We start from the raw sequence: 14,335 nt of genomic DNA, 5'->3' as shown, positions 1-14,335 counted from the left end.
GTCAGCTGATCAGCCCGGCGTTGGCGGCGGGTTGATGGCCGGGCCGCGCCAGCAACAGGTGGGAGACGCCGATCGAACGTTCCAGAAAGCCGCCCTCGCAGTAGGCGAGATAGAACTCCCACAGCCGGCAGAAGCGCGCGTCGAAGCCTTGTGCGTGCACCGCAGGCAGCTGCGCCATGAAGCGCTGGCGCCAGGCGCGCAGGGTCAAAGCATAGGAGTAGCCGAAGTCGTGCTGGGCCACCAGCTGCAGGTCGCTGGCGCGGGTCTTCGCCGCCAGGATCGCCGCAATCGAGGGGATGAAACTGCCGGGGAACACGAAGCGCTTGATGTAGTCCACGCTACGCCGGGCCTGTTCGTAGCGATGGTCTTCGATGGTGATCGCCTGCAGCAGCGCGACGCCATCGGGCCTGAGCAAGCGCTGCAGCGTGGCCATGTAGGTGTCCAGGTACTCGGCGCCAATGGCCTCGATCATCTCGATCGAGACCAGCTTGTCGAACTGGCCCTCAAGATCACGGTAATCCTGCATCAGCAGGGTGACCCGGTGCTGCAGCCCCGCCTCGTGCACGCGTTGCACGGCCAGTGCGTGCTGTTCGGCCGAGATCGTGGTGGTCGTGACATGGCAGCCGTAGTGCCGTGCGGCGTGCAGGGCGAAACCACCCCAGCCGGTACCGATTTCGATCACGCGGTCGCCGGCTTGCAACTGCAACTGCTGGCAGATGCGATCGAGCTTGCGCTGCGAGGCCTGCTCCAGCGAGGTGCTCTCGTCGGCGAACAATGCCGACGAATACATCAGGTCTGGCGACAGGAACAACGCGAAGAAATCGTTGCCAAGGTCATAGTGCGCGGCGATGTTGCGGCGGCTGCCTTCGCGGCTGTTGCGCCGCAGCCGGTTCCAGCCACGCAGCAGCCAGCCACCAATACGCGCGGGGCCGCGTTCCATGCCGTCCAGCAGGTCGCGGTTGCGCACCAGGATGCGCACCAGCGTGACCAGGTCATCGCAACGCCAGTCGCCGTTGATATAGCTCTCGCCAGCGCCGACGCTGCCTTGTGCGGCAACCTTGCGATAGAACGCGGGATCATCAATGGTCACCGTGGCCTGCAGCTGGGCGGAAGCATCGCCGAGCACTACCTCGCCGAGCACGTCGCGCACACGCAGGCAACCCTCACGCAGTGGTGCGAGCTCGGCCAGCAGCCGGCGTCGCAGCAGTGCATCCAGCGCACCGGGCCGGGGCAGGGCCACCGAGGAAGTCATCTGGTTCATCGCGTTTTCTCGGCGAGGGAAGGATGGTCATGGACCGGATTGCGCTTGAGCCACAGCCGCAATGCCTGCCAGTGGATGGCGGCGACCACCTGCAGCGTCATCAGCGGGTAGCAGGCCAGCACCCGCGCCAAACCGGCGCCATTGAGCGGGTGGCGCTGCATGGACTGGGTGGCGTCGAACTGGCGCAGGCCTTCGCGCCATACCTGCATATGCACCTGCAGGTCGTCGCCGGGCGCGGTGAGGCGCCAGTCGTAGCGGCAATCCATCGCCATGAACGGCGAAACATGGAAGCACTTGTCGAACTGCCAGCGCAGTGCCCGGCCGTTGCTGAGCGCGGTTGCCGCAGGCAGTACATAGGCGTGGCGTTCTTTCCATGGCGTGTTGGTGATGTCCGCCACGATGCAGTCCAGGCTGACGCCATCGGCCCGGTAGCAGTAGTAGAAGCTGACCGGATTGAACACGTGGCCGGCAACGCGCAGATGGGTAAGCAGGCGCACCGGTCCGGCCGGCCGATGGCCAAGCACGGTTGCAGCGTGGTCTCGCACCGCATCTGCCAGCGGCCGCGCCGGATCGCCGAAATAGTCGCTGCGGCGGAATTCGGCCAGGTTGCGACGGTTCACTGACCACAGCCAGCGCCCGGCAAATACCTGCTCCAGTTCGTCCAGGTCCAGCAGCAGCTGGGCGATGGGATAGCGGAACGCATGTGGATGCGGCAGATGGCGGCGATGCAGCACATGGCCGAGGTAGATCGCACTGTTGGTCATGCGGCTGCCTCCGGCTGCGGCAGCCAGAAGGCGTTTGGCCTGCGCGTGGTCAATGCATCCACCACGCGGCGGGCACTGCGTATGCCATCTTCGTGGAAGCCCCAGCCCCAGTACGCGCCGGCGAACCAGGTGTGGCGTTGGCCCTGGATATCGGCCCAGCGCTGTTGTGCCGCCACCGCGGCGTGGTCGTGCACCGGGTGCGCGTAGCGCATGCGGCGCAGCACCTTGGCCGGATCGATCCGTGCGCTGTCGTTGAGCGTCACCACCAGCGGCGTATCGCCTGGAAGTCCCTGCAGCAGGTTCATGCAGTAGCTGACCGTGCAGGGTGCGTCGGTTGCGTCCGGTACGTGCGCATTCCAGGCCGCCCACGCCTTGCGCCTGCGTGGCAGCAGGGAGGCATCGGTATGCAACACCACGTCGTTGTGCTGGTAGTTGATGGCGCCCAGTATCTGCTGCTCAAGCGGGTCCGCGTCATCGAGCAGGCGCAGGGCCTGGTCGCTATGGCAGGCCATGATCACTTCATCGAAGCCTTCAACGCCTGCGGCGCTGTGGACCCACGCCCCGTCCGCTTCGCGCTCAACCTTCCAGACCGCGCATTCAAGCCGTTCGCGCACCTGCCAGCGTGCCCGCAGGGCGTCGATGTAGCGTGCCGAGCCGCCATTCACCACGCGCCATTGCGGGCGTCCGCTGACCTGCAGCATCTGGTGGTTGGCCATGAACTGGACCAGGTAGCGTGCCGGGAAATCGCGCACGGTGGCGGTCGGCGAGGACCATAACGCCGATGCCATCGGCAGCAGGTGTTCCTCGACGAAGGCCTCGCCGTAACGCTGGCTGCGCAGGTACTCGCCCAGCGTGGGGCCGGCGCCGCCATCCAGCAGCGCCGGCGCATCACGGTAGAAGCGGCGCAGGTCGCGCAGCATGCCCCAGAAGCGTGGCGACAGCAGGTTGCGACGCTGGCAGAACAGGCCGTCGAGCGAGGTCGCGTTGTACTCCACGCCGCTGCGCTCGCTGTGCATGGAAAAGCTCATCGTGGTCGGCTGCGATTCCACCCCAAGCTCATCGAACAGCGCGCTCAGCAGCGGGTAGTGCTGCGGGTTGAAGACGATGAAGCCGGTATCCACGGCCATCGGTATCCCGTCCACCTGCAGTGCATGGGTATGGGTGTGGCCGCCGAGGTAGTCATTGGCCTCGAACAAGGTGACTTCATGCGCGCCATCCAGCCACCAGGCGCTGGCCAGCCCGGCAATTCCCGAACCAATGACGGCGATACGCATGTCAGTTCCTCGCCTTGGCCAGCACCCAGGCCGGGATTGGCTTGAGCTCCTTGACCAGGCCCAGCATCGCCATCAACCGCAGGCCATACCAGGTCAGGTCGATCTCCCACCAGCGGAATCCCTGGCGCACCGTGCCGGGGAAGAAATGGTGGTTGTTGTGCCAGCCCTCACCGAAGGTGAGCAGCGCCAGCCAGAAATTGTTGCGGCTGTCGTCGCGGGTGTCGAAGCGACGGCGACCGAAGCGGTGGGCCAGTGAATTGATGGTGACGGTGGCGTGGAACAACATCACTGTGGAAATGAAGAATCCCCAGACCAGCAATTGCATGCCGGAGGTCTGCAGGCCCGGTGCCCAGCGTTCAAGCGCCGCGCCCAGTGCATAAAGGGAAGCGGCGAGCAGCAGCGGTACCACGGTGTCGAAGCGGTCCAGCCAGCGCAGTTCCGGGAAGCGGGCCAGATCCGGCACGCGCTGCAGGTCGGTGGCGAAGGCGTCACGGGTCAGAAACCAGCCAACATGGCTGCGCCAGAAGCCTTTCTGCTGCGGAGAATGTGGGTCCAGCGGCTGGTCGGCGTGCCGGTGGTGGTGCCGGTGATGCGCCGCCCACCACAGCGGCCCGCGCTGCACGCTGGAGGCGCCGACAAGGGCGAACAGGAACTGCACCGCGCGCGATGTCTGGAAGGTGCGGTGGGAAAAGTAGCGGTGATAGAACGCGGTGATCGCGAACATCCGCACCGCATACAAGGCCAGCGCGACAGCAACTGCCGTCCACGACGACCCGGTCCAGATCACCCCCAGGCAGCCGATGTGCAGCAGCGCGAAGGGCAGGGCGCGCATCCAATCGATGCGATCGCCCGCCTGCGTCTCGCCAACGACGTCAGCGCTACCGGCGGTGTCGAACCAGCGCTGGATCGTAAGCAGCAGGGCCACGCGTCGGCGGGGAAGGGGCGCAGCGGGTGCCATGGCGCGTATCTCGAGAGGTTTCCTGCCCTTCTCTACGGCGCGCGGCGCTGATTGGATGCAGCGTAATGAAGATTCCATTCGAATCAGCCCCGCATGGCGGCACAGCGCGGCACCAGTGCCTGCTGCAGCTCGGCCTGCCATTGCGCAAGTGGACGTTCCACTGCCTTCTGCGCAAAGCGCACGGTCACCACCGGGTAGTCGCCGCGGGCATCGCGCAGGTTGCTGGTACCGTGGAACTCCAGCAGGCGCCGATCGGCATCGGCATAGACCAGCGCCAGACGCGGCGCGACCACCCCGTACCAGGCATCCAGCTGCACCTGGATCGACTGGGCATCCAGCCCCTGCCAGCGGACCGCGCCGACACGCTGCACCTGTACCGGGTAGTAGCGCTGGCGGCTGGGGACCAGGAACCGCAGGCTGAGCCGCTCGCCCTGCATCAATTGCTGCCAGTGCGCGCGCACGGCGGCGTCGAACCCGGCGTCGATCACCGCATCGGCCGGAAGCGGAAGCCGCTGCGCCCGTGTTTTCGCCGCCGCATCCTCTTTCCAGTTCAGCTGTACGACGCCTCCCGTCGTTGCCACGCTGGCGGCCTGGCCACTACGGCGATCCTCCCAGCGGTAGCTGGGTGCCTGGGCGGTACCGTTGACCTGCATGTGCTTGCGCGCGAAGGGCTGGCCGTCGGGGCAGAGGTAGTGCACCCAGCGCTCGGCTGCGTCGCCGGCGCCGCGTTGCCAATGTACCTCGCGGTAGGCCACGGCCCCGTCGCGGGTCGTGGCAACGCCTTCACCGCGCAGCAACGGCGCTGCCGACGCCATGCAGGGCAGGAACAGCAACAGGCAGGCCATGCGCATGGGGGCATCCCGGAATGAGCTCTCCCTGCCTACGGGCGAGGCCAGCCGCTGGATGCAGGCACGGCGGTGCATCCAAACGCCGCCACCGCGCGTAGGAAGGACAACACATTCACTGCAGCCCTGCCCACGCAGATGTACCCTGATCCCCGCAACCTCCCTTCCCCCTTAGACACCGCCCGGATCGTGTCCAGTTCACAGCAGCTGAGCAAAGAGCCAATGAACTGGGCCGGTGACATGGACGGTGTGGCGCGGCTGCGCGATCGCGACTGCTTCATGCGCATCTACGACCACTTCATGCCGCGCCTGTGCGTATACCTGCGTGGCCTGGGTGCTCCGGAGGCGGTGGCCGAGGAACTGGCGCAGGAGTGCCTGCTGCGCTTGTGGCTGCGGGCCGCGGAATTCGATCCGGCACAGGGCGCGCTGAGTACCTGGCTGTACCGCATCGCGCGCAACCTGCATATCGATCGTGTCCGCCACGAGCGCAGCTGGACGCTGGTGCAGGCGGCGGTGGAGAACGCGGCCGCGGCCGATGTGCTTGATCGCAGCAGCGCCGAGCAGTTCGCCGATCATGCGAGATTGCGCCAGCGCATCAACGAGTTGTCGGCGGTGCAGGCGCGGCTGGTGCGGATGTCCTACTTCGAAGCAAAGAGCCACGGCGAGATCGCGCAGACGTTGGGAATGCCATTGGGTACGGTCAAATCACATCTGCGGCGGGCCTTCCTGTTGCTGCAGTCCAAGGTCGGGGGTGCGTCATGAATCCGCACCACCACCTGCATGAGTCCACCTTGATGAGTTACGCCGCCGGCGCGCTGCAGGCACCGTTGAGCATTGTTGCCGGTACCCACCTTGAGCAGTGCCCGCACTGCCGCCAGCGTCTGCGTGATGCCGAAGCGCTTGGCTCGGCGTTGCTCGAACAGACCCAGCCCGTGCTCGACGATACACGGCGCGACACACTGCGCGCCGCCATGCTGGCGCAGCTGATGGATGTGGACCCGCCCGCGATGCCGCCACTGGAGCGGCAGTCACCGCCGGAGCGACCGCAGGCCGACCCGGAGTATCTACCGGCATCGCTGCATCCGTATTTCGGCGACTCGCTGGCGAGCCTGCGCTGGCGCTGGATGGCGCCGGGCGTGCATTGCATCCGTGCACGGCAGATGCCGTCGCTGATCATGTTGAAGATCGCGCCGGGCAAATGCCTGCCCATGCACAGCCATGGCCGCAGTGAACTCACCCAGGTCCTGCGTGGTTCGTACAACGACGCGCTGGGGCTGTTTGCTCCCGGCGATGTGGCGGACCTGGATGCCGAGGTGGAACACCAGCCGGTGACCGCGCCCGGTGTGCCGTGCATCTGTGTTTCGGCACTGGATGCACCGCTGGTATTCAGTGGCTGGTTGGCACGCAAGGTGCAGCGCTTCGTCAAACTCTAGTTCGCATGGAGAGGGCAATGGTGAACGATGGCGGGCGGCTGAAGATCGTGTTGACCGGAGCCAGTGGGCTGGTTGGTCAAGGCGTCGCGTTGGCCTGCGCTGGCTCCGTGCATGTAAGACGCACGGTCGCGCTGGTGCGACACGCCGGCGGCCTGGTCACGGCAACCGAGGAGTTGGTGCTGGATGACTTCCTCCAGGCCCATCGTCGCCAGGCCGACCTGGTGGGCTTCGATGCCTGCTTCTATTGCGCCGGCGCCCCGCCCTTGGGCACAGCGGAAGACGCTTACCGGCGGGTCACGCTGGACACCACACTGGCAGTTGCGCAGACCTGGTTTGCAGCCAATCCACAGGGAATGTTCCTGTATGTGTCGGGTGCGCACGCCAATCCTGAAAGCCACCTCATGCCATTGCGCATCAAGGGCGAAACGGAGCGGGCACTGGCCCGGCTGCCGGGACGTACGGTGATGCTGCGGCCAGGCGGGGTGCGACCGGTTGCCGGCACCGGCAGCCGGCATGCGCTGCTGAAGCCGCTGTATGTGGTTGGCGGGCCAATGATGCAGCTGACAGCGGCTGTCCTGCCGTCGATGTTCACCAGCAACCTGGTTCTGGGCCGCGCGATGATCGCGTTGGCAGGCATGCCTGATCCACCTGCCGTTGTGGAATGTAGGCAGATCAATCAGCTTGGGAATGCCGACGCGGGGTAAGCCGGCTGCCGCGGTACCGCGGCAGCAAGGGTTTGGGCTGCCTACAGCAGCCCGGGATTTGCCTGCCAGACCGCGTAGTTGAGCACGCTGGCAAAGCCCACCCAGGCAAGATAGGGCAGCAACATGCAGGCCGCGACCTTGTGGATACGCCAGAACGCAACCAGCGTGGCGACGATCAACACCAGGAGCAACAGGATATCGGCGAAGGCCAACCCGCCCTGTTTCCAGCCGAAGAACAGCCAGCTCCACAAGGTGTTGAGGCCCAACTGCAGCAGGTAAAGGGTCAACGCAGAGGCAGCTGCACGCCAGCCGCGCTCTCGCCAGACAAGGAATGCCGCCAGCGCCATCAGCGCATACAAGGCGGTCCACACCGGTCCGAACAGGCTCGCCGGTGGCGCCCATGTGGGTAGTACAAGGTCGGCGTAGAAACTGGAGGCGGAGATGGAGGCCCGCGCACCAAGCGCTGCGGCGAGAAAGGTGACCAGGAACCAGCCAGAGAAGCCGAGGAGCTGTCTACGTATCTGCATGGCGCTTGCTGGTCCTTTTCGGCTTGGTCATGTGTCGCTTATACGCGGTGCTGCAGGGTTTGGATGCAGCGCCGGCAGCCAATGGTACTGATTGGTGTCTGGTTCAACCCGACAGGCCGATGCGCCTGCCTTGCATCCGACCTGAACCTGGGAGGCGGTGAGCAGGCGTCACCGCAGGCCAGTGGAATGGGCGCTGATGCGCTCCAAGTCGTCGACCGACATTCATGCATCCGCGATCCAGCTGCCGTCCCTCTGTTCAGCACCGAACTCGGCGTCACTGGTATTGGCAAGATCGCCAGCGATACGGCTCGCAATCGCCGCCAGCAGATCGTTGGCGGTGAGCAGATACTGTTTGCTGCCGTATTGGTTGAACCCCACCGCCAATGGAATCGGGTGCTGGTGGATCCGCTCCAGCGCACGCAGCGTCGTCGCAGCTTCGGGTAGTGGCAGCGAATCGGGCGGATAGTCCGCTCATGCGCGGGCTAAGCATTGAAGGGGCGAAAAGTGTCTGGGATAGCGTCGGCGGCTCAGCAGGCGCGCTACCTACCGCCAACGCCCAGAAGGAGCCATTCGACCAGAGGGAATGAATGGGTGTTCTGTTTGGTAATTGAACCCCGGACAGTCAAGGCAAATGCTTGTGCGGCTAGAGGGAGCAGATAAGCACACCGCTGCTGCTTCTGGACATCCGCCTATCTGTCCCGGTGGCATTGTCACTCCGGCGGGTCGGCGTGCGGCCCGCGCACCGCCTCAGCTCAATGTGCTGGCGGGTCAGTAGCCGCGGCCGGTCCGGCTTCCTGCTGATCCCAGTAACGCTTTACTTCCAGGATGCCCGGCAAGCAGTTTCCGAAGGCATCCACCATCTGCGGATCGAAGTGGCTGCCGCGGCCTTCCCTTATCTTTTCGACGACGGCATCCACCGGCCACGGCTCCTTGTAGGGACGCCGGCTTGCCAGGGCATCGAACACATCAGCGATCGCCACGATGCGCGCCGATTCCGGGATGCGGCTGCCAGCCAGACGGTGTGGATAGCCTGTTCCATCCCAGCGTTCGTGATGACTGAGGGCGATCTCGGCTGCCAGTTCGAACAAGGGCGCCTTGCTGCGGCTGAGAATCTCGAAGCCGATCAGCGTGTGACGCTGCATGATCTCCCACTCGCCTGCGTCCAGCTTGCCCGGCTTCTTGAGGATGGCGTCGGGAATCCCGATCTTGCCGGTGTCATGCATCGGCGCGGCCTGCTCCAGCAGTTTCGCCCTGGGGAGCTCCCAGCCCACTGCTTCGGCCAGAACGCGGGCATAGGCGGCCATGCGCCAGATATGCGCGCCGGTATCCGAATCGTTGTAATGCCCCGCCACGCTGAGCATCTGGATGGCATCCTGGTAGCTGCTGTTCAACGCAGAGGCGCGAACAAGCGACAGATGCGTGTTCACCCGCGCGCGCAGGATGAAGGGCGAAACGGGTTTGGTGATGTAGTCCACCCCGCCACAGGCGAAGCCGGCACGTTCGTCCACTTCCCGGTTCAGCGCGGTGACAAAGATGACCGGAATGTGCTCGGTGGCAGCATTGGCCTTGAGCGCGGCCGCCACCTGGTAACCATCCATGCCAGGCATCTCCACATCCAGCAGAACCAGGCTTGGCGTGTGTTTTGCGGCGACGCGCAGCGCCTGTTCGCCGTCGCGTGCGAAGGCCAGCGTGTAGTCGTTTCCAAGAATCTGGCGAAGAAGCGCCAAGTTGTTGGGCTCGTCGTCCACGCAGAGGATCGGGCCGCTGGGCATGTCCGTCAATCCTGGGTTGATGATTGGACAGGGGGGGAATGGGTGTTGAGGCTCTCCAACAAGGCGCGGGCCTCATGTTCGGCCGTGCGGTAATCAAACTCCTCGATACACAGCACGATGCGGCGCCGGACATCGTCAGGTAGCCCGGCCGGCAGGCGGTGGAGGGCATGCTCAATTGCCTCCGGGCTGGCGCTGTCCAAGGCGGCGAGCAATTCTTCAAGCGCATTGATCGGATCGGCATATGGAGGGGCAGTGGCAGGGCGCTGATCGCCTTCATCGGCCTGCGAGTAGTGATGCAGGCTTGCCAATGTTCCCTCAAGCACGGATGCCATTCGCCGGAGCGCGTCGGCGGCGTCCAATTCCAGTGCCAGGCATTCCTCGACGTCGGCGCAGGCGGCAACCAGGCGCGACAACGCAAGCGATGCAGCTGCACCGCGCATGCGGTGCAGGTCGGCGCGTGCCTGTGGTGTGTCATGCCGGGCCAGGCTGGCTTGGACTCCCTCCACCGCACGTTCGTAGCGCCTCGCGAACAGCGCGAGGTTCCGCTTGTAAGGGCCGTCCTCCCGCCAGTAGGCCAGCCCTTTGTCGACGTCGAGCAGCGGCATGCTGCTCAACTCAAGCGCTGATGTAACCGCATGCTCTGAATGTGTTTGCAGCAGATCCGGTTGTGACGGGCGTGGTTCCGACGCAGCACGCGTGCACCGGAGGATGGCCGCAACCAGGTCGGGCACTTCGAATGGCTTTGCGACGAAGGCATTCATGCCTGCCGTCAACGCCGCATCCTGCTGCGTTCTGAACGCCCCTGCGGTAAGTGCGATGACTGGCAATGCCCGGAGCTCGGGTGATGCCCGGATATGGCGGGTAGCTTCGTAGCCGTCCATCACCGGCATCTGCACATCCATCAACACGGCATCGCAACGATCGGGTTTGTCGCGCAGCAGGTCCAGGGCTGCGCGACCGTCGCAGGCCTGCTCCACGACGGCGCCTTCGTCTTCCAGGATGCGTTGTGCAACCTCCCGGTTGATCTCGCTATCGTCGACCACGAGGAGACGACAGCCCTCCAGTCGGCGGCTCGAGGGCACGGCGCTGCTTCGCGTGCGCAACGCAGGATTTCGCAGGGCCAGCGTTTCGTTGATGGCGTTGTAGAGCACGGATGCGGTGACCGGCTTGGTCAGCACGGCATCAACCGCGGCCCGGTTGGCCTCGTCGTCAACCAGCTTCCGCTCGAAAGCCGTGACCATGATGATGATGGGTTGCTGTGCGGTCTGTACCCGGCGGCGGATGTCCGCGGCGGCGGCAAGCCCGTCCATTCCCAGCATCTGCCAATCCATCAGGACGACATCACAATGCCTGGCGGTGGACGTGGTGACACGCTCGACGGCCTGCAGGCCGGATTCGACTTCCTCGGTTGTCCAGCCGAAGCCGCGGATGAGTGTATTCAGGTGCTCGCGCGCCAGATCATGGTCATCCGCGACCAGTACATGCCACGGGCCCTGTATGGGCAGCTTTTCGCCAGGCGCGCTGGCCAGCGGAAAGTCGAGGGTGAAGAAGAACGTGCTGCCTTGGCCAGGGCTGCTCTCTACCTCCAGCGTGCCTCCCATCAATGCCACCAGCTTCCGGCAGATGCTCAAGCCCAGGCCGGTGCCGCCGAAACGTCGTGTGGTCGATGAGTCGACCTGCGAGAACGGGGAGAAGACCATGGATTGCTTCTCCTGCGGGATACCCATTCCGGTATCGAAGACGGAGAAGCGCAGGCGGATCTTGCGCTCATCCGCGCAGGGCTGGCGAGCGACGTGCAACCCTACCTCACCGCGCTCGGTGAATTTGATGGCATTGCTGACCAGGTTCACCAGTACCTGGCCCAGGCGCAGGGCATCGCCGCGCAGGTAGCGCGCACCTTCCGGTGTCGGCGAAACCAGCATTTCCACCGCACGCGTATCCACTGCCGAGGCCATGAGGGTGGCGACGTTGTCGAGCACCTCGGCCAGATCAAAGGGAGCGTGCTCCACTTCGATCCGCCCGGCCTCTATCTTCGAGAAATCCAGCACATCGTTGATGATGCTCAGCAACGACCGTGCCGCCACATTGATCTTGCGGGTCATGTCCTGCGCGGAAGCAGGCAGGTCAGCGCGGTCCAACAGGTAGAGCATGCCCAGGATGGCATTCATGGGCGTGCGGATTTCATGGCTCATGTTTGCCAGGAAGTCGCTCTTGGAGCGATTGGCCTGTTCGGCGGCGGTGATGGCATGGTGCAGTGCCGAATCACGCTGCTTCTGCTCGGTGAGGTCCGAGGCCATTACCAGGTAGCCGGATGCCTCTCCCTGATCGTCCTGCAGGGTGCTTACATTCAGCGCGACGGGAAGGCGCTCTCCGTCGGCGCATACATACGTCCATTCGGCGATGTCGCTGCCCTTGCAGGTAGTGAGGGCGGCAATCTGCGCAAAGGATGCACCGACGTTGTTGTGGTGCTGCGTCGACAACGCGGACGCGCGCGAGCGCAGCTCTTCTCCGTCGTGCAGTCGATCGGCATTGGTATCGCTGGCGGTGATCTCATTGGCGTCATAGCCCAGCATGCGCTCCGCCGCGGGATTGAAAAGCGTGATCCGGCCCCGCAGGTCGGTGACGATGATGGCGTAGCCGGCATGTTGCAGGATGGCGCCCAGGCGGGAGGAGTAGGTGCGTATCTGCGCGGTCCGATCCAGTACCTGCTGCTCGAGGGTGGCATTGAGGCGCATGATGCCTTCCTCATGCCGTTTGCGTTCAGTGATGTCGATGATGAAGGCGAGCGCGAAACGTCCTTCCGCGGTGTTTATCGGGTTCAGGCCTATTTCCACCGGTACGCGCGCACCATCGCGCCGCAGCCCGTAGAGATCGCGGCCGGCGCCCATCGGGCGCGCCTGGGGCTGTTGGAAGTAGCGTTCGATGTAGCCGGCGTGGTGGCCACGCGTCTCCAATGGCAGGAGGCGATCCATGGTCTTGCCCAGTAGTTCTTCCCGCGGGTAGCCGAAGAGTTCTTCGGCCTTCGCATTGGCCAGTTGGATGCTGCCGGCTTCATTGACCATCAGGATCGCACTGGGCGAAGCCTCCACCACGCGCCTGAACTGCTCCTCGGCACGCAGATGGTGGGAGATGTCATGCAGGAAAAATGATGCGCCCTGCATATGACCGGCGGGGTCGCGGATCACCGAGAGGCTGGCGAGCACATCGACCAGTCCGTGATCCTTGCGGCGCAGCTGGTGCGGTTCGCCGATGATGTCGGTGGACAGATCATCGAAAGCGGGGGTGCCGGCCTCGTCAACGAGCATGCTGTCGATGCGGCGGCCGAGCGCTTCGCTCGCTGCGTAACCGAGGGTTTTCTCCGCAGCCGCATTCCACAAGGTGATACGGCCAACAGGGTTGCAGGCGATGATGGTCTCGCTTGAGCCTGACACCAGTGCCAGCAGCTGTGCGTGATCCAGGAACGCCGCACGCCGTCGCACGCGTGCGGTAGTCACCAGATACCAGACCGCGACGCTCAGCAAGCCCAGCCCGGCGACCACCAGCGAGACCAGCCACGGCGTAGGCAACCCCAGACCTGGGACGAAGGTCGGGCGCGCCTTGAGTTGCACGCGCCAGTTGCGGCCATAGATGCTCATGTGGCGTTCCGACTGCGGCGCGGCGGGATCCAGGGAGTCGAAATCGGGGCTGGTGTAGAAGGGGCCACTGCTGGCGTCTTCGCCTACATCGGTGAGTGCAATCGCGTAGGAACGTTCCTCATGCTCCAGCCGATCAAGCACGGCATCGATCGTCAGCGGCGCGACCACCCAACCACGCGTTTCCATCCATCGTTCTTCAGCGGTGGGCGGAGGTGTGTGGGAGGCGTAGATTGGCAGCAGCAGCAAGAAGCCGTGCCGCTTCAGGCCAGCTTCCTGCACCAAGGTAATGGGTGGTGTGAACGAGGCCTGGCCACTGCGCGCGGCGTATTCCGCCGCCGCACGCCGCACCGGTTCGGAAGCAATGTCCAGTCCGAGGGCGGCCTCGTTGTTGGTCATCGGCTCCATGTAGCGAATGACGAAGCGCTCGCCATCGTTGGGCGCCAGCGTATGCACCTGGAAATCCGGCATGCCGTCGCTGCGCGCGGCCTCGATGAATTCGTCGTGGTCCTCCGCGGCGACGCGCTGGATGTATCCGTAGCCGCGAATGCCCGGGAACTCACGTGCATAGTCACGCGATGCGCTATAGGCGCGGAAACGGTCGCGGTCCAGCTGTGGGCCGGCGGCAATGATCGCTCCCCTGGCGCCACGCAGCCCTTGGTCGAACATCGTCAGCTGTGTCTGCAGCGTAGTGGTAGCTGCATTGGCAACCTGGTCGAAGCGGATGCGCTGGTGTTGTTGGTTGTCGCGATGCTGCGTGATGCCAACAAGTACGGCCAGTGCAATGCCCAACAGGCCCAGGCCGAACGCAAGCCACCGGCGGTCCAGCGATCGCCGGGTGGAAGCTTCGTAGGCATCTCCCTCTTCCATGTACTCCCCCACATGTCTCCAAGACAGTGGCCCTTCTGACGCCAAGGGCACGGCAAGCACGCTGCGCGCACTCTATGACAGTCCGCAACCGGCCTCAAGAGATGCGGTCGGGAACCTCCAAGGCCGCGGCCGATGCGATGCGAAGGTCTTCCAGCGACGGGAAGCCGGCTGACGGCGGGCGGGGCCGTCGGCCATGGCTGGCCGGCCGCGGGAGGAAGGCCGATCGGTTCGGCCGGACGTGTTTCGGGTGAAGGGTGTCGAGGACGGATCAGGAGCCCGGTGCAGGCATTCCATG

The 14,335-nt window shown here is 64.7% G+C and carries 12 protein-coding genes; 4 read left to right on the top strand and 8 right to left on the bottom strand.

Features of this window, described 5'->3' with window-relative positions:
• Position 1: 1 nt before the first annotated feature.
• The 5 genes from RT131_RS06155 to RT131_RS06135 form a co-directional block, all read right to left on the bottom strand.
• Positions 2-1,261 carry a cyclopropane-fatty-acyl-phospholipid synthase family protein gene (locus RT131_RS06155; RefSeq protein ID WP_313171194.1) on the bottom strand — a complete coding sequence of 420 codons (1,260 nt, stop codon included), beginning with the start codon at positions 1,259-1,261 and terminating at the stop codon, positions 2-4.
• The gene (locus RT131_RS06150) at positions 1,258-2,025 is read right to left on the bottom strand and encodes a DUF1365 domain-containing protein (RefSeq protein WP_313171192.1); all 768 of its coding nucleotides are present in this window, start codon (positions 2,023-2,025) and stop codon (positions 1,258-1,260) included. The genes RT131_RS06155 and RT131_RS06150 overlap by 4 nt, the downstream gene beginning before the upstream one ends.
• The gene (locus RT131_RS06145) at positions 2,022-3,299 is read right to left on the bottom strand and encodes an FAD-dependent oxidoreductase (RefSeq protein ID WP_313171190.1); all 1,278 of its coding nucleotides are present in this window, start codon (positions 3,297-3,299) and stop codon (positions 2,022-2,024) included. Before RT131_RS06145 ends, RT131_RS06150 begins: the two co-directional genes overlap by 4 nt.
• A 1-nt stretch (position 3,300) precedes the next feature.
• Positions 3,301-4,257 carry an acyl-CoA desaturase gene (locus RT131_RS06140; protein WP_313171188.1) on the bottom strand — a complete coding sequence of 319 codons (957 nt, stop codon included), beginning with the start codon at positions 4,255-4,257 and terminating at the stop codon, positions 3,301-3,303.
• A gap of 83 nt (positions 4,258-4,340) precedes the next feature.
• On the bottom strand, positions 4,341-5,108 hold the full coding sequence (locus tag RT131_RS06135) for a hypothetical protein (protein WP_313171187.1): 768 nt from the start codon (positions 5,106-5,108) through the stop codon (positions 4,341-4,343).
• Between the two features lie 132 nt (positions 5,109-5,240).
• Here RT131_RS06135 and RT131_RS06130 point away from each other — a divergent pair, with 132 nt between their 5' ends.
• From RT131_RS06130 to RT131_RS06120, 3 genes are read left to right on the top strand one after another with little or no spacing between them, the layout of a single operon-like run.
• Positions 5,241-5,864 (top strand): sigma-70 family RNA polymerase sigma factor, encoded by a 624-nt coding sequence (locus RT131_RS06130; protein ID WP_313171185.1) that lies wholly within the window; start codon positions 5,241-5,243, stop codon positions 5,862-5,864.
• Positions 5,861-6,535, top strand: a complete 675-nt coding sequence (locus RT131_RS06125; protein ID WP_313171183.1) for a ChrR family anti-sigma-E factor — start codon at positions 5,861-5,863, stop codon at positions 6,533-6,535. Before RT131_RS06130 ends, RT131_RS06125 begins: the two co-directional genes overlap by 4 nt.
• 17 nt (positions 6,536-6,552) lie before the next feature.
• A complete protein-coding gene (locus RT131_RS06120) occupies positions 6,553-7,239 on the top strand; it encodes an oxidoreductase (RefSeq protein WP_313171181.1) in 687 nt (228 codons plus the stop codon).
• Between the two features lie 41 nt (positions 7,240-7,280).
• On the opposite strand, the gene RT131_RS06115 is transcribed toward RT131_RS06120, so the two are convergent.
• Positions 7,281-7,766, bottom strand: a complete 486-nt coding sequence (locus tag RT131_RS06115) for a TspO/MBR family protein (protein WP_313171179.1) — start codon at positions 7,764-7,766, stop codon at positions 7,281-7,283.
• A gap of 81 nt (positions 7,767-7,847) precedes the next feature.
• On the opposite strand from RT131_RS06115, the gene RT131_RS06110 reads away from it, so the two are divergent.
• Positions 7,848-8,210, top strand: coding sequence for a hypothetical protein (locus RT131_RS06110; protein ID WP_313171177.1), 363 nt, complete (start codon positions 7,848-7,850; stop codon positions 8,208-8,210).
• Between the two features lie 308 nt (positions 8,211-8,518).
• On the opposite strand, the gene RT131_RS06105 is transcribed toward RT131_RS06110, so the two are convergent.
• Both RT131_RS06105 and RT131_RS06100 read right to left on the bottom strand, forming a co-directional pair.
• Positions 8,519-9,538, bottom strand: a complete 1,020-nt coding sequence (locus tag RT131_RS06105) for an HD domain-containing phosphohydrolase (RefSeq protein ID WP_313171175.1) — start codon at positions 9,536-9,538, stop codon at positions 8,519-8,521.
• 5 nt (positions 9,539-9,543) lie between these two features.
• A complete protein-coding gene (locus RT131_RS06100; RefSeq protein ID WP_313171173.1) occupies positions 9,544-14,040 on the bottom strand; it encodes a PAS domain S-box protein in 4,497 nt (1,498 codons plus the stop codon).
• Between the last annotated feature and the right edge of the window lie 295 nt (positions 14,041-14,335).

Origin of the sequence: Stenotrophomonas sp. (genome assembly GCF_032066555.1) — a bacterium.
Lineage (GTDB): Bacteria > Pseudomonadota > Gammaproteobacteria > Xanthomonadales > Xanthomonadaceae > Stenotrophomonas.
The sequence above is the reverse complement of the archived record's forward strand: the minus strand, read 5'-3'. Positions and strand labels throughout refer to the sequence as shown.

Coding starts and splice junctions, on each gene's coding strand:
- RT131_RS06155 (WP_313171194.1), bottom strand. CDS start 1,261: ATGAACCAGATGACTTCCTCGGTGGCCCTGCCCCGGCCCGGTGCGCTG.
- RT131_RS06150 (WP_313171192.1), bottom strand. CDS start 2,025: ATGACCAACAGTGCGATCTACCTCGGCCATGTGCTGCATCGCCGCCAT.
- RT131_RS06145 (WP_313171190.1), bottom strand. CDS start 3,299: ATGCGTATCGCCGTCATTGGTTCGGGAATTGCCGGGCTGGCCAGCGCC.
- RT131_RS06140 (WP_313171188.1), bottom strand. CDS start 4,257: ATGGCACCCGCTGCGCCCCTTCCCCGCCGACGCGTGGCCCTGCTGCTT.
- RT131_RS06135 (WP_313171187.1), bottom strand. CDS start 5,108: ATGCGCATGGCCTGCCTGTTGCTGTTCCTGCCCTGCATGGCGTCGGCA.
- RT131_RS06130 (WP_313171185.1), top strand. CDS start 5,241: ATGTACCCTGATCCCCGCAACCTCCCTTCCCCCTTAGACACCGCCCGG.
- RT131_RS06125 (WP_313171183.1), top strand. CDS start 5,861: ATGAATCCGCACCACCACCTGCATGAGTCCACCTTGATGAGTTACGCC.
- RT131_RS06120 (WP_313171181.1), top strand. CDS start 6,553: ATGGTGAACGATGGCGGGCGGCTGAAGATCGTGTTGACCGGAGCCAGT.
- RT131_RS06115 (WP_313171179.1), bottom strand. CDS start 7,766: ATGCAGATACGTAGACAGCTCCTCGGCTTCTCTGGCTGGTTCCTGGTC.
- RT131_RS06110 (WP_313171177.1), top strand. CDS start 7,848: ATGGTACTGATTGGTGTCTGGTTCAACCCGACAGGCCGATGCGCCTGC.
- RT131_RS06105 (WP_313171175.1), bottom strand. CDS start 9,538: ATGCCCAGCGGCCCGATCCTCTGCGTGGACGACGAGCCCAACAACTTG.
- RT131_RS06100 (WP_313171173.1), bottom strand. CDS start 14,040: ATGGAAGAGGGAGATGCCTACGAAGCTTCCACCCGGCGATCGCTGGAC.